The sequence below is a fragment of the Vibrio sp. TRT 1302 genome (assembly GCF_050113875.1).
GTDB lineage: Bacteria > Pseudomonadota > Gammaproteobacteria > Enterobacterales > Vibrionaceae > Vibrio.
This window is the reverse complement of record NZ_JBNJOF010000008.1, coordinates 72,801-91,798: the sequence shown is the minus strand read 5'-3', so window position 1 is coordinate 91,798 and position 18,998 is coordinate 72,801. Positions and strand designations below refer to the sequence as shown.

At 45.8% G+C, this 18,998-nt stretch carries 17 protein-coding genes; 5 read left to right on the top strand and 12 right to left on the bottom strand.

Features of this window, described 5'->3' with window-relative positions:
* Window positions 1-77 precede the first annotated feature (77 nt).
* A complete protein-coding gene (locus ACQEXP_RS12045) occupies window positions 78-2,045 on the top strand; it encodes a DEAD/DEAH box helicase (RefSeq protein ID WP_426970097.1) in 1,968 nt (655 codons plus the stop codon).
* A 60-nt stretch (window positions 2,046-2,105) separates the two neighbouring features.
* Here the strand turns inward: ACQEXP_RS12045 and ACQEXP_RS12040 are convergent, their stop codons facing one another.
* Both ACQEXP_RS12040 and ACQEXP_RS12035 read right to left on the bottom strand, forming a co-directional pair.
* Window positions 2,106-3,089 (bottom strand): chemotaxis protein, encoded by a 984-nt coding sequence (locus tag ACQEXP_RS12040; RefSeq protein ID WP_426970095.1) that lies wholly within the window; start codon window positions 3,087-3,089, stop codon window positions 2,106-2,108.
* Window positions 3,090-3,236: 147 nt separating this feature from the next.
* Window positions 3,237-4,202, bottom strand: a complete 966-nt coding sequence (locus ACQEXP_RS12035; protein WP_426970093.1) for an ABC transporter substrate-binding protein — start codon at window positions 4,200-4,202, stop codon at window positions 3,237-3,239.
* Between the two features lie 121 nt (window positions 4,203-4,323).
* Here ACQEXP_RS12035 and ACQEXP_RS12030 point away from each other — a divergent pair, with 121 nt between their 5' ends.
* On the top strand, window positions 4,324-6,273 hold the full coding sequence (locus tag ACQEXP_RS12030; protein WP_426970092.1) for an ATP-binding protein: 1,950 nt from the start codon (window positions 4,324-4,326) through the stop codon (window positions 6,271-6,273).
* A 16-nt stretch (window positions 6,274-6,289) separates the two neighbouring features.
* Here the strand turns inward: ACQEXP_RS12030 and ACQEXP_RS12025 are convergent, their stop codons facing one another.
* The 6 genes from ACQEXP_RS12025 to rbsD all read right to left on the bottom strand — a co-directional run bounded on the left by ACQEXP_RS12025 (window position 6,290) and on the right by rbsD (window position 12,240).
* Window positions 6,290-7,294 carry a substrate-binding domain-containing protein gene (locus tag ACQEXP_RS12025; protein ID WP_269375700.1) on the bottom strand — a complete coding sequence of 335 codons (1,005 nt, stop codon included), beginning with the start codon at window positions 7,292-7,294 and terminating at the stop codon, window positions 6,290-6,292.
* A gap of 27 nt (window positions 7,295-7,321) precedes the next feature.
* On the bottom strand, window positions 7,322-8,248 hold the full coding sequence (rbsK, locus tag ACQEXP_RS12020) for a ribokinase (protein ID WP_426970090.1): 927 nt from the start codon (window positions 8,246-8,248) through the stop codon (window positions 7,322-7,324).
* Window positions 8,249-8,371: 123 nt separating this feature from the next.
* Window positions 8,372-9,250: a ribose ABC transporter substrate-binding protein RbsB gene (gene rbsB / locus ACQEXP_RS12015; RefSeq protein ID WP_138973180.1), complete on the bottom strand. Its 879-nt coding sequence runs from the start codon at window positions 9,248-9,250 to the stop codon at window positions 8,372-8,374.
* A 60-nt stretch (window positions 9,251-9,310) separates the two neighbouring features.
* Entirely contained in the window at window positions 9,311-10,294 is a 984-nt protein-coding gene (gene rbsC, locus ACQEXP_RS12010; protein ID WP_138973179.1) for a ribose ABC transporter permease, read from the bottom strand.
* On the bottom strand, window positions 10,291-11,796 hold the full coding sequence (gene rbsA, locus ACQEXP_RS12005) for a ribose ABC transporter ATP-binding protein RbsA (protein WP_426970088.1): 1,506 nt from the start codon (window positions 11,794-11,796) through the stop codon (window positions 10,291-10,293). Before rbsA ends, rbsC begins: the two co-directional genes overlap by 4 nt.
* A gap of 24 nt (window positions 11,797-11,820) precedes the next feature.
* A complete protein-coding gene (gene rbsD, locus ACQEXP_RS12000) occupies window positions 11,821-12,240 on the bottom strand; it encodes a D-ribose pyranase (protein ID WP_426970086.1) in 420 nt (139 codons plus the stop codon).
* Between the two features lie 309 nt (window positions 12,241-12,549).
* Between rbsD and ACQEXP_RS11995 the strand changes: the two genes are divergently transcribed.
* Window positions 12,550-12,813, top strand: coding sequence for a DUF3012 domain-containing protein (locus ACQEXP_RS11995; RefSeq protein ID WP_426970084.1), 264 nt, complete (start codon window positions 12,550-12,552; stop codon window positions 12,811-12,813).
* Window positions 12,814-12,875: 62 nt separating this feature from the next.
* Here the strand turns inward: ACQEXP_RS11995 and ACQEXP_RS11990 are convergent, their stop codons facing one another.
* From ACQEXP_RS11990 to ACQEXP_RS11975, 4 genes are all read right to left on the bottom strand, one after another.
* Window positions 12,876-13,544, bottom strand: coding sequence for a LuxR C-terminal-related transcriptional regulator (locus tag ACQEXP_RS11990; protein ID WP_269375705.1), 669 nt, complete (start codon window positions 13,542-13,544; stop codon window positions 12,876-12,878).
* Between the two features lie 207 nt (window positions 13,545-13,751).
* Window positions 13,752-14,750, bottom strand: a complete 999-nt coding sequence (locus ACQEXP_RS11985) for a S1 family peptidase (protein WP_269375706.1) — start codon at window positions 14,748-14,750, stop codon at window positions 13,752-13,754.
* A gap of 97 nt (window positions 14,751-14,847) precedes the next feature.
* Complete coding sequence (gcvT, locus tag ACQEXP_RS11980) at window positions 14,848-15,966, bottom strand: glycine cleavage system aminomethyltransferase GcvT (RefSeq protein WP_269375707.1); 1,119 nt, start codon at window positions 15,964-15,966, stop codon at window positions 14,848-14,850.
* A gap of 258 nt (window positions 15,967-16,224) precedes the next feature.
* The gene (locus ACQEXP_RS11975; protein ID WP_426970081.1) at window positions 16,225-16,845 is read right to left on the bottom strand and encodes a helix-turn-helix domain-containing protein; all 621 of its coding nucleotides are present in this window, start codon (window positions 16,843-16,845) and stop codon (window positions 16,225-16,227) included.
* Between the two features lie 372 nt (window positions 16,846-17,217).
* On the opposite strand from ACQEXP_RS11975, the gene ACQEXP_RS11970 reads away from it, so the two are divergent.
* Window positions 17,218-18,513: a serine hydroxymethyltransferase gene (locus ACQEXP_RS11970; protein ID WP_138973172.1), complete on the top strand. Its 1,296-nt coding sequence runs from the start codon at window positions 17,218-17,220 to the stop codon at window positions 18,511-18,513.
* A 37-nt stretch (window positions 18,514-18,550) separates the two neighbouring features.
* On the top strand, window positions 18,551-18,931 hold the full coding sequence (gene gcvH, locus ACQEXP_RS11965) for a glycine cleavage system protein GcvH (RefSeq protein ID WP_138973171.1): 381 nt from the start codon (window positions 18,551-18,553) through the stop codon (window positions 18,929-18,931).
* Window positions 18,932-18,998: the final 67 nt, after the last annotated feature.

Genomic DNA, 18,998 nt, shown 5'->3' with positions numbered 1-18,998 from the left:
CAGCTCTCAACTGGATTGGTATTGGAATTGGTAGAGCTCGTGGGACCTTTTGTTGACATATATATAGTAGGATCCCAATGACAGATTCCGTAATTCAGTTCAGCGACCTAGCGCTTAACGACTCAATCCTTTCAGCTCTTGAAGGTATGGGTTTCGTTTCACCAACTCCAATTCAGGCTGCGGCTATCCCGCACCTATTGGCAGGTAAAGACGCACTAGGTAAAGCTCAGACTGGTACTGGTAAAACTGCGGCTTTCTCTCTACCTCTTCTTAACAAGCTAGACCTAGCACAACGTAAGCCTCAGGCTATCGTTCTTGCACCAACTCGTGAACTTGCGATTCAGGTAGCGGCTGAAATTAAGAACCTAGGTAAAAACATCGATGGCCTTAAAGTGCTCGAGATCTACGGTGGTGCATCTATCGTTGATCAAATGCGTGCACTTAAGAACGGTGCGCAAATCGTAGTCGGTACTCCTGGTCGTGTTCAAGACCTTATCAACCGTGATCGTCTACATCTAGACGAAGTTCATACATTCGTACTTGATGAAGCAGACGAAATGTTAAACATGGGCTTTGTTGATGATGTAACAGAGATCATGGAGCACGCTCCAGAATCAGCGCAACGCGTACTGTTCTCAGCGACTATGCCTCCAATGCTGAAAAGCATTGTTGAACGTTTCCTTCGTGATCCAGAAACGATTGACGTTGCTGGTAAAAACCACACGGTAGACAAAGTAGAACAACAATTCTGGGTTGTTAAAGGCGTAGAAAAAGACGAAGCAATGTCTCGTCTTCTAGAAACTGAAGAGACTGACGCGTCAATCGTATTCGTACGTACTCGTCAAGACACAGAGCGCCTAGCAGACTGGTTATGTGCACGTGGCTTCAAAGCATCGGCACTACACGGTGATATCCCTCAGTCTCTACGTGAGCGTACTGTTGATCACATCAAACAAGGTGTTATCGATATCCTAGTTGCAACTGACGTTGTTGCACGTGGTCTTGACGTTCCACGTATTACTCACGTATTCAACTACGACATCCCATTCGATGTTGAATCATACATCCACCGTATCGGCCGTACAGGTCGTGCTGGACGTAAAGGTAAAGCTATCCTTCTAGTTCGCACTAACCAGCTACGTATGCTGCGTACTATCGAACGCGTAACTAAGTCATCAATGGAAGAGATTCAACTTCCTCACCGTGACAAAGTTGCAGAGTCTCGTCTAGCGAAACTAGGCGCAGAACTAGAAACAGAAAAAGAACACAAAGCACTAGAGAAATTTGCTGAGCTTGTCGAAAAGCTTCAAGAATCTCTAGAACTAGACGCAGCGACATTAGCCGCTATCCTGCTTAAGCGTCAACAAGGTAAGCGTCCACTGTTCTACATTGGCGAAGACCCAATGACTGAAGCAATTGAGCGTGACAAGCAACGTCGTAAAGAGCGCCGTGAAGGTGGTCGTGACGGCGGACGCGAAGGCGGTCGCTCATTCAATACTCAAGATTGGGATACTTACCAACTTCAAGTTGGTCGTGAGCAAGGCGTTCAGGTTAAAGATATCGTTGGTGCACTTGCAAACGAACTGGGTCTGACTAAAGGCTCTATCGGTGCAATCAAACTAGCACAAGGCGAAACTTACGTTCAGCTACCAAAAGCGATGTCTTCTGAAACTGCTGGCAAACTACGTAAGCTACGTATCCGTCAGAAGCAAGTTGACGCTGTAGTCTGTGACTTCAACGATTTCCGTGAGCCACGTCGTGGCGGTCGCGATGGTGGACCTCGTCGTGACGGCGGTTTCCGTGGTAACCGTGAAGGTGGCAATCGTGAAGGAGGCTACCGTGGTAATCGCGAAGGCGGCCGCGAAGGCAACCGTGAAGGTGGCTACCGTGGTAACCGTGAAGGCGGTCGTGATGGCAACCGTGAAGGTGGTCGTGCTCGTCGTGAAGGTGAACGTCGCTTTGACCGTAACCGTGGTGGTGATCACCGTGGTAACTACCGTGGCGAACGTGGCCACGGCCGTAGCACCACTCGCAGCGAAGGTTAATCCACTGCTTTGAATACAAAAAAGGATACGCATTGCGTATCCTTTTTTATTTGTTAATCATTAAGCTTTGTCGCGAAAAACATACTTATCCATCATCGACACCATGCGACCAATTTCTGGTTTAGTAATCGTGTCATTTGCACCTAATGCCAATGCTTTCGCTCGGTTGTCTTCGCTCATCAATGACGAAAACATCACAATTGGGATATTAGCGTAAGCTTCGCTATCTCGTAACCGCTTGACCAAGTGCATCCCATCCATTCGTGGCATTTCCACGTCCGTCACTACGCCGTCGATCAATTCACTGATTGGTAGATTCTCTTCTTTGGCAACTTCAATCAAATTCATTAATTTGTCGTGTGCCTCACCGCCATCTTTACACGCAATGACGTTGTAACCTGAAGAGCTCAATGTATCTTGAATCATCGAGCGGATGAACGCTGAATCGTCGACCACCATCAGAGTCTTGGCGTTGCGCTTCTTCACCATACGTTGGTTGAGATCGACGCTCTTATCCAAAGTCACGTCGTATTTTTCCATACTCAGTTCAGGGTTGATGTCAGCAATGATCTTCTCAAAATCCAATATCATGATGAGATTGCCATCTTTACGAACTACAGCGACCACACAATCTTGTTCGCCCGCTTCCAAGAACTGGCTAGGCGACTCGACATCATTCCAAGAGATTCGGTGAATGCGGCTAATGCTATCGATTAGAAAACCATTAGTCATATTGTTAAAGTCAGTAACAATAACGAATTTACGTGAGTTGTCATTTGAGGTCGGAACACCAAGCCAACCCGCCAAATCCACCAGTGGTGTTAAGATGTCTCTTGACGAGAACACCCCAACCATATGAGGCTGTGCATTTGGGTAATCTGTCGTATCTGGTACTTGAATTACTTCACGAACCTTAGCGACATTAATCCCGTAATAGCAGGTTTTCTTTCTACCGTCCGGCAACTCTTTGACTAAATGGAACTCGATGATTTCCAGCTCGTTGGTACCGCTTTCCGTTAAAATCGTACTACTTGATCCGCTCATAATTCTACTTTCAATATTTGATCATTATTAGTTATCGTCATCAATGACTAATACTTTGATACTTTTTAACTGCAATTCAATATTTTGTAAATCTAATCAGCAGACTGACTTCAAACTTCTTACTATCTGCTAGTTTGACTACAACCTTTACTCAACCTGCTGCCAGTGGGCTGGCATGTTTAGCCCCCAACGCGACAGCTCACTTTTCGAATAGATCGCCTTACCTTGATTTCCGGTCGCAATCGGTATTACGGTTGATGCGCCTTGTACTGCAAGCTGATTGACCATTTCCGCCGCTTCAACACCATGACTGTGTCCAAACAACACAACGCCACCAGCGGCTTTTCCAGCACCAACAGCAAAGTCCCAAAATGCGAAAATTGGTAATGGTGAGTGTTGGCTCGTCCACTCGATCACTTCCTCGGCAGCGACATTCGCACCGTACTCATCAACCAGTGTTTGATACAGACCAACGATGATTACGGTAAAGCCTTGCTGCTTCGCGCTGACAACCTGATCTTGCCAAGCCTGCCTAGTCGCTAACGCTTTTATCTCAACATCTATCCCAAGGTTTTGTCGAATCATGGTGTATTGATTATCAATGTACGACTTTGCAATGTGCGATGTCACCCCAGAATCAAACAATATCAGAACCTTGAAATCCTTTGTTGCGAACACATTCCTCAGCTCTCCGAGAGATTTCACAAACAGCGGACGCTCCAAAACGCCTGTAACATTGGCTTGTCCTCGATACTGTTTCAATAGTGATCTCGGGTTGGAGTTAATACCAAGGAAGACGATGGAAATTGGCTCATCGTACAGTTTGGGGAGCATGTAGCTAAGTGCATTGTCGTCACCCAGCATGACGATATCAGGTTTAAACTCTTGATAGGCAGCAAAAGCCTGCTCTGATTTCCGTTCAAATTGTTCCATCGGCAGACGTTTAGTGTCCATCTGAAATGTTTCGAACTCAATAGAGGGTAACAAAGTCTGCTTTATTCCTTCGACGTAACTCGCGTCCCAAGGGTAACCTGAGTGATAACTTTCAATAAGTAGCACTTTGGTTGCTAAGGCTTGTGACGAAAAAATAAGGCAAATGACTATCCAACGCATTGGGCTCTCCTACCGTATTTGTTAAGTGTAGTTGCCCTTCCACAACCCTCCACTTTATGTCGTTAATCACAATCAAATCTCGAGGTCTATACTGAACAGATAAACTATTGAATGAAGACATATGAGCCGCACTAAAGATATCGAAGACAGTCAAAGCAGCCCTATCTCAAGCCGTATTGGTCGGCGCATCATTTTGATTATGATATTGCTCAGTGGTTCGATTACTGTGCTGACCACACTATTGCAGCTCGCCTGGGACTACCAGAAAGAATTTGACGCAGTCAGGCAACGTCAGATAGAAATTCGCGATATCCATGCCCCCTTGATTGCGGCCTCCTTGTGGGAATTTGATCTTGTGTCATTGCAGCAAGAGATCGATGGCTTGGTCAACTTGCCCAAAGTCGATTACCTACGAATTACTAGCGGCGATTATCAGTTTCAGGCTGGCACGGAGGTCGTCGACAATCCGATCACAAAGCGATACACCCTGCTCTATCATCACCCAACGTCAACTCTGGTCGAAGGGATTGGTAAAATCGAAATCCAAACAGACGCACAGCAAATCTACGACTATCTGATATGGCAAGCGATTTACTCATTGCTGTTGAACGCTGGAAAAACACTATTTGTCTGCTTTATCGTCCTGATGGTGTTCCATAAAAGTGTCAATCAGCGGCTCTTTTCCATCGCTAGACACCTGCGCAATTACAACCCGAGACATCCGACTGAGCCTCTGGTACTGCCTCATTATCGCTGGATATCAGAAAAGGATGACGAGATAAACTGGCTCGCCGACGACGCAAACAAAATCACCACCAACATTACGCGTCTGTATGACAATATTCAGCGTGAGCAGGAACGATTAGCAGAGTTTGCTCACGTCTCTTCAGACTGGCTATGGGAAACCGATCAGCTTGGTCATCTCACTTACGCCTCTGAGAGCATGCAGTCTGCGCTGAATATTCCCAGTGATACTAAGCCGCTAATTAAGCAGGTCTCCGCATTAGCTCATTGCACAAACCTTCATGAAAAGTTGGCACAGCAAGGTGATTTTTCTATGTGTGAAGAGACGATCACTATGAACTGCATTACCTACTATCTACTCTTTCAAGCCAAAGCACGCTTCGAGAATGACAAGTTCGTCGGCTTTCGTGGTACCACCATCAATATTACCGAGCTAAAACTTACTCAAATTGAGCTTGAGGAACTGAATCAGAACCTAGAACACACCGTTGCTTCTCGTACGTTAGATCTCAAACAAAGCATGGAACAACTCAAGCAGACTCAAGAGCAACTGGTTGAATCAGAAAAACTGGCAGCCTTAGGAGGACTGGTGGCTGGCGTTGCCCATGAGGTCAACACACCGCTCGGTATCGCGGTGACCGCATGCTCTGTCGTGCGTGATATCGCGAACGAGGTGACGCAGTCTTTCGAAAATCAAACTCTGACTCACGAACAATTTACCCTTTTAATGGAACAACTAACCGAAAGCAGCGGCATGCTCGAAAACAACCTTAACCGTGCAGCCAAGCTTATTCGGGACTTTAAACAGACCGCCGTCGATCAAGTGTCCGAAAGTCGAAGCGAATTCAACGTCTATCAGGTGTTAGATGCACTAATCGCAAGTTTGCATCCGGAAACAAGCAAGCTCCCTGTAGCTCCGAGATTGCAAGGAGAACACTCAGTGATGATGAACAGCTTACCCGGTGTTTTGACTCAGGTTATCTCTAACTTAATCATGAATAGCATCAATCATGCGTTTGATGAACAACCCAATCCGGAGATAAGTATCGAATTTGAACAACAAAAGGAATCGATCGTCGTGCGCTACAGAGATAACGGCTGTGGCGTCGATGCTTCACTGCATAGCAAAATTTTCGAACCTTTTTACACGACTGCGCGCGGTAAAGGAGGATCTGGGTTAGGACTTAACCTAGTCTTCAATCTGGTCAGACAGAAACTCAAAGGTGAGTTGTACTTTGAGTCTCATTTGTCGCAGGGGGTATATTTTGAATTGCGCTTACCTCAACACCTACCTGAGTCTGAACAAGAGACTTCCGTCAACGGTTGAGTCGCGTGTTGCTGGGTTACTTTATGTTTTGTACGGTTGCCCTTTCAACTAGAGTCGGCTCCAGCTGAACCACTTGTGCGTCCGTTGCGCCTTTTTCAAGTCGATTAAGAAGCGCTTCCACCGCCGCTTTTCCTAAGCGGTATTTTGGCTGATGGATAGTCGTCAGTGATGGGCTCATAAACTTAGCAATATGAATATCATCGTAGCCAATAATTGAAATATCTTCAGGGATACGAATCCCTTTCGCGTTGGCTGCGTTGATCACACCCATTGCCATCATGTCGTTACAGACAAAAATCGCACTCGGTAATCTGCCTTTCGCAAGCATTTTGTTGAATGCCTCAAACCCGCCTTCACATTCAAAGTCCGCTTCAATGATCCAATTGGCGTTAAAGTCTAAGCCTGATTCATTCAGCGCTCGCTTATAGCCTTCATAACGCATTAAGGCTTGATGTTTGACCAAGGGGCCAGTAATACAGCCAATCTCGGTGTGACCTGAATCGATAAGATGTTTTGCCGCCAGATATCCTCCGCGCAAGGAGTTATCCTGAATCTTATCGCTGGTAAACAGCATTGGCCCCCAGTCCATCACAACCACGGGAATATCAGGGTACTGTTCGAACACTTCGATGCGCTCTCCTTCAAGTGAAGAACACATCAGGATCAAACCGTCGACTCGCTTTTGCAACAAAGTATTGATCGACTCTCGCATTCGCTCATGATCGCCTTCAGTGTTGCACAAGATAAGATTGTAGCCTTGCTGATAGCAACTGCGCTCAACACCTTTCACGACTTCACCAAAGAAGGGATTAGTCGAGGTCGTCACCAACATCCCAATGGTCTTCGTCCTGTTAACTTTGAGACTTCTTGCTAAAGCTGACGGGCGGTAGTTAAGTTGTTGAGCCGCACTGTTCACACGCAGAGAGATCTCTTCGCTCACATAGCGTGATTTATTAATGACATGGCTAACCGTCGAGGTCGAAACTCCGGCCAGTCTTGCGATATCTTTCATTGTCGCCATGTCATTTTCTCCATCAAATAACGATCACTACGATTCACTGTGTTCGGCTAAGAACGTGTCTACTTCTTCTCTAGTTGGGATTGACGTCTGCGCTCCAAACCGAGTTACTGAGATAGCCGCCGCTGCATGAGCAAACTTAATCGCTGATTTTAGAGGTAAATCTTCCAACAGACCAGTGACCAATGCCCCATTAAAGGTATCTCCTGCGGCAGTCGTATCCGTTGCGGCGACTTTAAAGCCCGAGATCAGCTCGCCTCGGCCATTCTCACTCAACCACACACCTTTGGCACCTAAGGTAATTAAAACAATTTCGATGCCCTTACGGTGTAACGCATTGGCGGCTTCTTGCGCACTCTCGTCGTCAGTCACCGTGATGCCCGTTAACACCTCTGCTTCGGTTTCATTCGGCGTAATAACATCAACACAAGCGAGCAGTTGATCAGACAATTCTCGCGCTGGCGCTGGGTTTAAAATCACGTTAGTTCCAGCGCTTTTCGCAACACTGGCTGCTTTTTCGATACCGCACATTGGTGTTTCAAGTTGCATCAGTAGGTATCTTGCACCACGGATGCGCTCCAGATCGGATTCAATCGCTTCAGCGGTCAGTTTGGCATTCGCTTCAGCAGAAATACAGATACTGTTTTCACCACTATCAGAGACTTGAATCATCGCAATGCCAGTTGGACAGTTTGGCTCCATTTTGACACCAGCGATATTGATGCGGTCCATCTTAAAGTTTTCTCGGATATTGATACCGAAAGCATCATCCCCAACACAGGCAATAAAACCGGTATCCGCATTAAGACGTGCAGCAGCCACCGCTTGGTTTGCGCCTTTTCCACCGGGAATAACTTGGTAATTGCGGCCATGAAGCGTCTCGCCAGGGCGAGGAAAAGAAGGCACTTGAAGAACATGGTCAGCGTTAACACTACCTAAAACCACTAACTTATTCATAAGGTAATCCTCGGCTCAATTGAGCCTTGCAAATGTGAACAGGAGTAATAGCGATAAGCTTTGCGACAAAGCTCATGGCTATTCGCCCTCCGCACCCGATTTAGGCGGGAGGGCTAAGCGATATTATTTAGTGATCACTTTTAGCGGTACTGGGATGTAAGCTTCAACCGCTGAACCTTTCAGTACTTTATCAGCAGTTTCAATGCCAAGCGCACCGATTAGGTCTGGTTGCTGCGCGATAGTTGCAGACAATTTGCCACGGTTTACCGCTGCAATACCGTCGTCAGTGCCATCGAAGCCGACAATCATCACATCTTTACCTGAAGCTTGAACAGCACGTAACGCACCAAGAGCCATTTCGTCGTTCTGAGCGAATACAGCCTGAACGTCTGGGTTAGCCGCGAGTAAGTTTTCCATTACGTTAAGACCTTTAGTACGGTCAAAGTCTGCTGGTTGGCTAGCAAGAACTTCCATTTCGCTGCCTTTGACCGCGTTCATGAAACCTTCGCCACGCTCACGAGCCGCTGATGTACCCGCGATGCCTTCAAGCTGGATAACTTTCGCTTTCATACCCACTTTTTCAACGATGAAGTTACCTGCCATTTCGCCACCAACAATGTTGTCTGAGGCAATGTGACTCACGACTTCACCGCGACTAGCACCACGGTCTAGTGTAAGAACAGGGATATTAGAGCGGTTTGCCATACGAATCGCGTTCGATACTGCATCAGAGTCCGTTGGGTTGATCAGAATCGCTTTTACACCACGAATGGTTAAGTCTTCAATATTTGATAGTTCTTTGCTTGGGTCGTTCTGTGAGTCCAGAACAATCAGGTCGTAACCTAGCTCTTTAGCTTTCGCTTCTGCGCCATCTTTCATCGTTACAAAAAATGGGTTGTTTAGCGTCGACAGTACGATTGCCATCGTGTCCTGTGCTTGCGCCGATACAGAAACGGTTGAAGAAAGTAGTGCTGCAGAGATTAAAGTTGCGAGTTTTTTCATTTTCTCAGTCCTTGTGTAGGGCGAGCCAAGACACGTCACTTGGCTCTATTTAGTTATGATTTACTTGTTTTTGTTGTCGACCAGTACCGCAAGCAAAATAACAACTGCTTTTGCGATCATTTGGTAGTAAGACGAAACATCGAGTAGGTTGAGCGCATTGTTGAGGAAGCCGATGATTAGTGCACCAATCAAGGTTCCCATAATTCTGCCCTTACCTCCCATCAAGCTAGTGCCACCCAATACCACAGCAGCGATAGCGTCTAGTTCATAGCCCATACCCGCCGTCGGTTGAGCCGAAGAGAGTCGAGAAGTCACGATGATGCCTGCCAATGCAGCGAGTAAGCCACAGATGGCGTAGACGCCAATCTTTACACGATCAACGTTGATACCAGATAAACGGGTTGCCGATTCGTTACCGCCTAAGGCGTACACGTAGCGACCAAAACGGGTGTGATTCAGCAGATACCACGCAGCAGCAAACACAATCACCATTAACCAAACCGGTACTGGAATACCTAGTGCGTAGCCCGTACCAAACCAAGCAAACGCATCCGCCGTGTCAGTAAAGCCTGTAGATATAGGACGACCGTCGGTGTAAACCATAGTGACGCCACGTAGCAAAGTCATGGTTACCAAGGTAGCGATAAACGCTTGCACCTTGCCTTTAGCGATAATGACACCACTGATGGCACCCAGCGCGGCACCCGCTAGCAGAGCAGTTGGCACTGCAATCAGGACAGGCACTTCCATTGCGATAAGGCTCGCGGCAAACGCGCCGCAAAGTGCCAGCACCGAGCCAACGCTAAGGTCAATACCCGCCGTAAGAATGACCAATGTCATACCGACTGCAATAATTGCATTCACAGACGTTTGACGCAGAATGTTGAGAATATTGTCAACGGTAAAAAAGTTCGGGTTTAAAAACGATACGACGACAATTAAGAATAGAAGTGCGATCAAAGACTTTTGTTCAATCAACCACTCTTTGCTAAACAGCTTCTTGCCGTTTGTTTGTGTTGGTTTGCTCATGGTATTGGTACTCATGCTGCTTCCTCGTTAATCTTTTTGCCTACGGCACAGGCGAGTAGTTTTTCTTGATCGGCGTCTTTAGCATTGAACTCGCCGCTAATTCGCCCTTCATGCATCACTATGATTCGGTCGCTCATACCCAGAACTTCCGGCATCTCTGACGAGACAAGGATGATGCTCATACCGTCGGCTTTAAACTTATTGATCAGTTGATAGATTTCTTTCTTGGCACCAACGTCTACACCGCGTGTCGGTTCATCCAAAATTAGAACTTTCGGCTTGGTCATTAGGCCTTTCGCAATCGCCACTTTCTGCTGATTGCCGCCTGATAAGTTGCCAATGATCTGATCACGTGTCGGTGTTTTGATGTTGAAAAGCTTGATAAAGTCTTCAACCGCAATAATTTCGTCTTGGTGTTGGATTCGACCACCTTTTGCCAGCTTATCGAGCGCACATAAAGACATGTTTTCTTTGACCGAAAGCCCCAGAATCAATCCGTCTCCTTTACGATCTTCAGAGATGTACGCAATCCCATTCGCCAAGCCATCTTGTGGGCTGACTGGATTGATGGTTTTATTGTCGAGATTGATGACACCTCGCTCACTCGGCAGTGCTCCGTAGATCACCTTCATCAGTTCAGTGCGACCTGCGCCCATAAGACCGGATACACCCAAGATCTCACCGCGTTTGAGCGTGAAGCTCACATCCTGAATACCTGAACCCGTTAAGCCAATCACTTCAAGGCAGGTTTCACCATGGCGAACGTCGATACGTGGGTATTGTTCATCGAGCTTACGACCAACCATCATTTCGATCAGGCCATCTTCATCGGTATCCGATACCTGACACTGACCAATGAACTTGCCGTCACGCAAAACGGTAATGTCATCGCATATTTCAAAAATCTCTTTGAGACGATGAGAGATGTAAACAATGCCACATCCTTGATCGCGTAATTCGTTGATGACGTTAAACAGCGACTCTGTTTCAGTATCAGTCAACGCGTCTGTCGGCTCATCCATGATGATGACTTTAGACTCAAACGACAGCGCCTTCGCGATTTCAACCATCTGTTGTTCGCCCAAGCTAAGCTCGCCAAGCAAGGTGCTTGATGGATGTTTAACGTTAAGGCGGCCAAGCAACCGATCGGCTTCTTGGTACATCTTGTGCCACTGAATGCCACCAAACGCGTTGGTAAACTCACGGCCAAGGAAAATGTTTTCGGCAATCGTCAGTTCCGGGATCAGATTCAGCTCTTGGTGAATAATGCTGATGCCCGCCTCTTGAGAGTCGCGAGGTCCTTTAAATGCTGCGGTTTGGCCTTGGTATTGAATGGTGCCCGCATCTTTGCTGTAGATACCAGTCAGCACTTTCATCAAGGTCGATTTACCTGCACCATTCTCTCCCATCAGGGCCATTACGCGCCCAGGGTAGACATTCAGGCTAGCCTTATCTAACGCCTTAACGCCAGGGAAGGCTTTTTCGATCGAACTCAACTGTAGGATAGCTTGAGTCATAACTCTTCCTTACTATTCCGAGGTTTAGAAAACCACACCCGCTTGAAATATTACGTTTGCATAAGGCGTACACTCGCCCGTACGAACGACGGCTCGGCTCTGTCGGGTACGCGCTTTAAATTCCTCATGTGACACATAGGAAATAGAGATCTCTTTACCGCAACGCTTACTCTCTTCGAGTAGCTCAACTTTCAGCGCCTCATGGAGTTCTGGACTAACAGTTGCAAATTCCTGCGCAATCACTACGCCTTCAATTTGAGATTCAGACAACATCACTTTAACGGTTTCCAAAAACGACGGAACACCGTGTGTAAGGGCTAAATCAATACGCTGAACCTCGTCTGGTATTGGCAATCCTGCATCACAAATCGTTATCTCATCGGTATGACCTAACGTAGCTACCAAGTACGAAAGCTCAGAATTTATTAGGGTACTTTTCTTCATCTCATCGACCTATCAAATACACGTTTACACAATGGTGAGTCTTGATTTCACTATCAGATTTGTTATTGAGAAAAAACTCATCGAAACGTTTCGATAGCATAATAGTCGCTCACCTCATAAATTCGAGAGCTCGATAAGTAGAGTGTGAATTTGATCTTCTTTGGCAACCACTATTGTTCGCACAGAGTGATTCAGATCACTCCATCGAAACGTTTCGATACGCCATTTTCTTTATTTTTTCATTTCCCAAACACCAAACCCCACCGTTTTAGGTATAGTGACGCCCACGAATAATCTTTGGAAAACAAAATGAAGAAAATCATACTTTCTTTGGTCACTCTTCTTGCACTAAATGCCTGCAAAACTGAGGTGGGTACTCAAGCGTGGTGTGACGAGATGGCGGACAAACCAAAAAGTGAGTGGAACGCTCAAGGTACTGTCGATTACGCTAAGCACTGTGTGTTACTCGATGCGGTTGGAAGCGAAGCTTGGTGTAGTGATCTCGAAGATAAACCGAAAGGTGACTGGAGCGCCAATGAAGCGACCAGTTACGCGAAACATTGCGTATTCTAAACAACAAAGGTCTGGTGTTATCCAGACCTTTGCGCTTCATTGATTGAGATGAGGCTGTAAAACTAAACGCGTTCTTCTAGCGAAATGTTGTTATTAGCCCATAACAAGGCTTGCAGGCGATTTTTCGCATTGATCTTCTTAAAGATATTATGAAGATGCGTTTTAACCGTATTCTCACTGACGAACAGTTCGTCTGCAATTTGGATATTTGAAGCACCGTGACCAAGTAAACGCATGATCTCTTTCTCGCGCTTAGTGAGGTTGGCATAAGCCTGAGACGTGGTCACTGTATTGGCACAGCGGAAATGCTCGATGTAGTCCTGCGCGACTTTTCGCGATAGCCACATCTCATCACTCATGATTTTTTCCATACCTTTAAGCAGTAAAGGAACTTCGTCATCAAGGTAAAAGACGCCAACCAAATTACGCCATTTAAACAATTGGCTTGAAGAGGCATCAATTGGGCAATTGAAAACAATTTCTTTGATAGTGGCATCGCTATGAGATTTGGCGCTGCTATAGCATTCAAACTTGCTATCATCCAAATAGTGGTAATCAATAAGCACTAAGCTATCGAGTTGCCCCTGCCCTTCATCCATTGCTTGCAAAGTATCAGCTGTCACTATGCTAACTTGTAATCCTAAGCCCTTCTCCAAAGAGTCCTTAAGCAGTTTAGATTGCATGCTTACATCAGAAATCAGAGTAATCTTGTCGTTATCACGGTTAGTCATAATGGGTCCCTGCACACGTTGTTGATAAATTAAAACTATCGTTTAGAGCCAAATAGTCAACATGTTGATTAAGCAGATGAATTGAACTACCACCATTTAATTCATTACAATCATGAACTTATAACTAATTTCTTATTTTTGAGAACACACCGAGTTAGCCGTTAGGCGATTCACAGCAGCAAAAAATTTATACCAGAAGAATGACGGTTAACTATGCTGTTGCAGATAAGAAGACTTACGACGCCATAGGGCAATACCACTCAAGATAAGTAGTCCAAACCAACTGTTTGATCCACCTGAGTCTCCACCCGAGCTATTTGCGTTTATCGAATTGAGGTAACTGATTCGCTGCGCATCGTTGACCGTCACTTTTGGCGTTTCTGAACCATTGAGCACTGAACTTATCCATGTCCGGTGGTCTGACACCTCTGTAAATATTGAATTGGCAATCACACTCATATCACCACAAGTCGTTGGACCAAAACTGGTAATGCCTACTTGCTTGTTGTTCCAGAATAACGGGCCACCTGAATCCCCCTGACAGGTTGCATTATCACGGCCATTTTGGCTTGACGCTCCGTCCATGCATAAATTCGCTGACGTATCGACATTGTATAAATTACAGTTCGAATTGCTAACGTAGCTCAGTTGAGTTTCCTGAAGAGCCTCGCTATCGTCACGACCAGACTGGGTATTGCCATGACCAACCGCAAAGAAAGGGTCACCTGAACTGCTGCCTCTATAGGTGGTAGCATCGGTACTGTTTGCGAGATCAGCGTAATTGGACACGGCGGTAATAGGCTGGGACAGCTTCAAAATAGCAATATCATTAGCTAAGGTATCGTTGTTGTAGTTGTCTGGGTAATAGTATTCACTCACCATCACTCGCTGTGTGATAGCGTTGGGAAAGTCCGACTCATTCTGAAGTTGGGGAACGACTGAGGTAAACAGCTGAGTATTGGTATTGCCATAAATACAGTGCGCCGCCGTCAGTACATAGTACTGCGTTAACAGCGTGGCACCACAGTACGGCGATGTACCATATATACGATCATAATCGATACGATCGTACATGAGACTCGTAAAAGAGGGATACTTGGTTGCACTAATATCATTGCCATTTACTACATATGGCGTAATTTCAACACTGGTATAGGCGCTGGTTACATATAAACTAGAAAGTAAAACGGCTAACTTTCGAATCACGGCTCGCTCTCCATAGCACTTACGTACTACATAAGTATAAAAAAACCTCTCAGAATTGAGAGGTTTTATCACAAGAATTTATTTAGGTCACGAGATGTTAACCTCGGTAATACCTTTGCGGAACAAATGGCATTTTTTCAACAGTCATTGGTAGCTTCTTACCACGTACATCTGCAAATAGTTCTGTGCCAATAGCAGCAAGGTCTGCACGCACATAAGCCATAGAAACTGGCTTACCCGCATTAGGGCCAGCAGTACCACTGGTCACGACACCCACTTTGTTGTCCTGCGCGTCAAACAGCTCTGTACCTTCACGAACTGGCGCTTTCGTTTGACCAACTAGACCAACACGCTTGCGAGAAACATCTTTGCTTTCAATCTGGTTTAGAATGATATCTGCACCTGGGAAGCCCCCTTCACGCTCACCACCAATTCGGCGAACCTTCTGAATACCCCAAAGTAGGCTTGCTTCCACTGGTGATGTCGTTGCATCAAGATCATGACCATATAAGCATAAACCACACTCTAAACGAAGTGAGTCACGTGCACCTAGACCAATCCACTCAACTTCTTCTTCATTTGTCAGCTTCTGCGCTAGCTCTTGAGCATGGGTGTTCGGTACCGAGATTTCGTAACCATCTTCACCCGTGTAGCCACTGCGGCTCACGATACATTCTACGCCAAGAATCTCTAGCTTCTTCACATCCATAAAGAGCATATCGGCAACTTGTGGGTTGAATCGCTTGAGAACGTCTACAGCCTTAGGGCCTTGAAGAGCAAGAAGAGCGCGGTCATCAATCACTTCCAGCTCTACGCCAGAAGGTAGGTGTGCTTCCAGATGGTCAATATCCTGTTGCTTACATGCCGCATTGACAACAACAAATAGATGATCGCCTAAGTTAGCCACCATCAAATCATCCATAATGCCGCCCTGTTCATTGGTAAAGAACGCGTAGCGCTGGTTGCCAGAAGGCAGATCGATAATATCAACAGGAACCAGTGACTCAAGAAACGCCGCTGCGCCCTCACCATGAAGACGAAGCTGTCCCATGTGCGACACATCAAACAGGCCTGCCTCATCACGCGTATGTAGATGCTCTTTTTTCACACCAAGTTTGTACTGAACTGGCATATCATAACCAGCGAAAGGTACCATCTTTGCGCCAGCTTCAACGTGCAGTGCGTGCAAAGGTGTTTTGAGTAGTTCTTGAGTCATTGTTGTCTCCATTTAGTCAGGTTCGTTTTCCATTCAAGGAAACCTTGTTTCCAATAATAAACACGAGTAGATAGAATTTGCACGATTAACAAGATCAGAACCGTTCAAAATGTGACATTTAACATCATATTCACAATAACGACTGAAAATAAAAACGCCATCTTGACGAACAAATCGTCAAGATGGCGTTATTGTATTCATGTTCAACCCAAAAGCAACCGTTTGCATTCACTATAAGAAATTAACAAACAGTTCACGTTACTTTGCAGTAACCCACAAAATGTGCGCGTCTTGATCACTGGTTGAGACCAACATATGCCCCATATTGGCATCATAATAGACGCTATCACCTTCGTGCATTTCTACCGGTTCATAGAACTCGGAATAGAACATTACTGAACCAGATAAAATCAGTAGAAACTCCTCACCGTCATGTCGCACCCAATCGGTGTATTCATCAAAGCTTCGAGCGTGGACCTGACTCTTAAATGGCATCATTTTCTTGTTAGATAGTTGCGTAGCCAGAAGCTCATGCTCATAGGTAGGTGTCGGATGCGGTTTACCCTGATTTGCCTTGGTAATATCCCTACGCCCTGTCGCCACCTTTTTTCTAGGCGGTTCAAACAGTTGTGGCATATCTATCTGTAATCCAGATGCTAATTTCTGCATCGCTTGGAAGGTTGGAGAAATCTGCTCATTCTCGATTTTACTTAACGTCGAACGCGCCAACCCTGTACGCTGACTCGCCTCTTCTAATGTAATGCCCAACTTGCCACGAATATCTTTAATTCGCTGCCCCAGTTTTAGCGGTTCAATGTTTTCTTCAGCCTCTTTAGCCAGAGTCAAAGATGGATAATCATCAAAGATATCTTCGGGCATATTTCCCTCTTAATTTCTACTACTTCCTGTCTCATTTTTCATTGTGCACGAAGCGTAAAGTGGAAGAAAGGTTCGAATGAGAAATAAACCGTGCTCTTGTTAACAAAAATAGAAACCTTGTTTCCAATAGGAAATTTTTGGTTGATTGTTCCTTTCACAACCGCTATGTTACCAACTTGTTAGTTGTAGAGATGTTATTTCAGAAGCCAAATGTTGAGGAATTTAACCCTTGGTTTCAGTTTTCCCCGTTATTTTGGGGTATGGAAATTCACCCTGCTCGTACATAGAGATGAGCAGACAAAGAAGTAGAACTGACGAGAACCAATTAGCGTACATAAGAATCTCGTTGGCACGAATGGAAGGTCATCTACCATGAACAAACCGTTTCAAAATCATAGCCTAGAGAACTTTTTCTCTACTAACCTTGCTGCTACTGACGATGCTGTATTCGCCGGCATCCAAGCCGAGTTCACTCGCCAAAACGAACAAATTGAGCTTATCGCTTCTGAGAACATTGTTTCTAAAGCGGTAATGCAAGCACAAGGAACGTGTTTAACAAACAAATATGCAGAAGGTTATCCAGGCCGTCGCTATTACGGTGGTTGTGAACACGTAGATACGGTTGAGTCTATCGCTATTGAACGTGCAAAGCAGTTGTTCAAGTGTGAATATGTCAACGTTCAGCCTCACTCTGGCGCCCAAGCAAACGGTGCGGTAAAACTGGCTCTACTTCAACCGGGTGATACCATCCTAGGCATGTCTCTAGACGCAGGTGGTCACTTGACTCACGGTGCTCGCCCTGCACTTTCAGGCAAATGGTTCAACGCAGTACAGTATGGCGTTGATCGTGAAACACTTGAAATCAACTATGAAGATGTTCGCGCATTAGCGGTTGAACACAAACCTAAAATGATTATTGCAGGTGGTAGTGCTATTCCACGTACGATTGATTTCGCTAAGTTCCGCGAAATCGCAGACGAAGTGGATGCAATCCTAATGGTCGATATGGCACACATTGCTGGCCTAATCGCAACAGGTGCTCACCCTAGCCCACTACCGCATGCACACGTGGTTACGACCACAACTCATAAAACGCTACGTGGTCCTCGCGGCGGCATGATTCTTACCAACCACGAAGAGATCATCAAAAAGATCAACTCAGCTGTTTTCCCTGGCCTTCAAGGCGGCCCATTAATGCACGTTATCGCAGCTAAAGCTGTCGCATTTGGTGAGGCATTAGGTCCTGAATTTGCAACTTATATAGATTCAGTGATCGACAACGCAAAAGTTCTTGCGGAAGTATTGCAAACTCGCGGTTGTGACATTGTGACTGGCGGTACAGATACGCACCTAATGCTGGTTGACCTACGTCCGAAAGGGCTAAAAGGCAACAAAGCAGAAGAAGCTCTGGAACGTGCTGGGATCACATGTAACAAAAATGGCATCCCATTCGATTCAGAGAAGCCTATGATTACATCGGGCATCCGTTTGGGAACGCCTGCGGGAACAAGCCGCGGCTTTGGCGCTGAAGAATTCAAACTCATCGGTAACTGGATTGGCGATGTACTAGACGGGTTAGTTGAAAACCCAGAAGGCAATGCTGAAGTAGAGCAACGTGTTCGTAAAGAAGTAAAAACACTCTGCGCTCGCTTCCCACTTTACCAATAGACAATTTAATACAGTTATTTTTTTTGGAGAATAAGCAATGGACAACACACTGAAGTTTGCAGACAGCCATGAATGGGTTCGTGACAACGGTGATGGCACAGTAACTATCGGTATTTCAGAGCACGCACAAGAAATGCTAGGCGATGTTGTATTCGTAGACTTGCCTGCTGTTGAAGACGAAATCGAAGCAGGCGACAGCTTCTCACTTGTTGAGTCTGTAAAAGCAGCGTCGGACATTTACGCCCCAATCACTGGTGAAATCGTTGAAATCAATGAAGATCTAGAAGACAGCCCAGAGCTTATTAACGAAGAACCTTATGAAGGCGGCTGGATTGTTAAAGTGAAGATGTCTGATCCATCAGAGCTAGACAATCTAAAAGACGCAGAAGAGTACCTAAACTCAATCGAAGACGAGTAATTAGGAATACAGCAAAGCTGCCCCGTTTAGGTGGCAGCTTTTTTTCAACGTTCGGACGTATAATCAA

Coding starts and splice junctions, on each gene's coding strand:
- rbsK (WP_426970090.1), bottom strand. CDS start 8,248: ATGAATAAGTTAGTGGTTTTAGGTAGTGTTAACGCTGACCATGTTCTT.
- ACQEXP_RS11970 (WP_138973172.1), top strand. CDS start 17,218: ATGAACAAACCGTTTCAAAATCATAGCCTAGAGAACTTTTTCTCTACT.
- ACQEXP_RS11995 (WP_426970084.1), top strand. CDS start 12,550: ATGAAGAAAATCATACTTTCTTTGGTCACTCTTCTTGCACTAAATGCC.
- ACQEXP_RS12040 (WP_426970095.1), bottom strand. CDS start 3,089: ATGAGCGGATCAAGTAGTACGATTTTAACGGAAAGCGGTACCAACGAG.
- ACQEXP_RS11990 (WP_269375705.1), bottom strand. CDS start 13,544: ATGACTAACCGTGATAACGACAAGATTACTCTGATTTCTGATGTAAGC.
- rbsC (WP_138973179.1), bottom strand. CDS start 10,294: ATGAGTACCAATACCATGAGCAAACCAACACAAACAAACGGCAAGAAG.
- gcvT (WP_269375707.1), bottom strand. CDS start 15,966: ATGACTCAAGAACTACTCAAAACACCTTTGCACGCACTGCACGTTGAA.
- ACQEXP_RS12030 (WP_426970092.1), top strand. CDS start 4,324: ATGAGCCGCACTAAAGATATCGAAGACAGTCAAAGCAGCCCTATCTCA.
- ACQEXP_RS12045 (WP_426970097.1), top strand. CDS start 78: ATGACAGATTCCGTAATTCAGTTCAGCGACCTAGCGCTTAACGACTCA.
- rbsB (WP_138973180.1), bottom strand. CDS start 9,250: ATGAAAAAACTCGCAACTTTAATCTCTGCAGCACTACTTTCTTCAACC.
- ACQEXP_RS12025 (WP_269375700.1), bottom strand. CDS start 7,294: ATGGCGACAATGAAAGATATCGCAAGACTGGCCGGAGTTTCGACCTCG.
- gcvH (WP_138973171.1), top strand. CDS start 18,551: ATGGACAACACACTGAAGTTTGCAGACAGCCATGAATGGGTTCGTGAC.
- rbsD (WP_426970086.1), bottom strand. CDS start 12,240: ATGAAGAAAAGTACCCTAATAAATTCTGAGCTTTCGTACTTGGTAGCT.
- ACQEXP_RS12035 (WP_426970093.1), bottom strand. CDS start 4,202: ATGCGTTGGATAGTCATTTGCCTTATTTTTTCGTCACAAGCCTTAGCA.
- rbsA (WP_426970088.1), bottom strand. CDS start 11,796: ATGACTCAAGCTATCCTACAGTTGAGTTCGATCGAAAAAGCCTTCCCT.
- ACQEXP_RS11975 (WP_426970081.1), bottom strand. CDS start 16,845: ATGCCCGAAGATATCTTTGATGATTATCCATCTTTGACTCTGGCTAAA.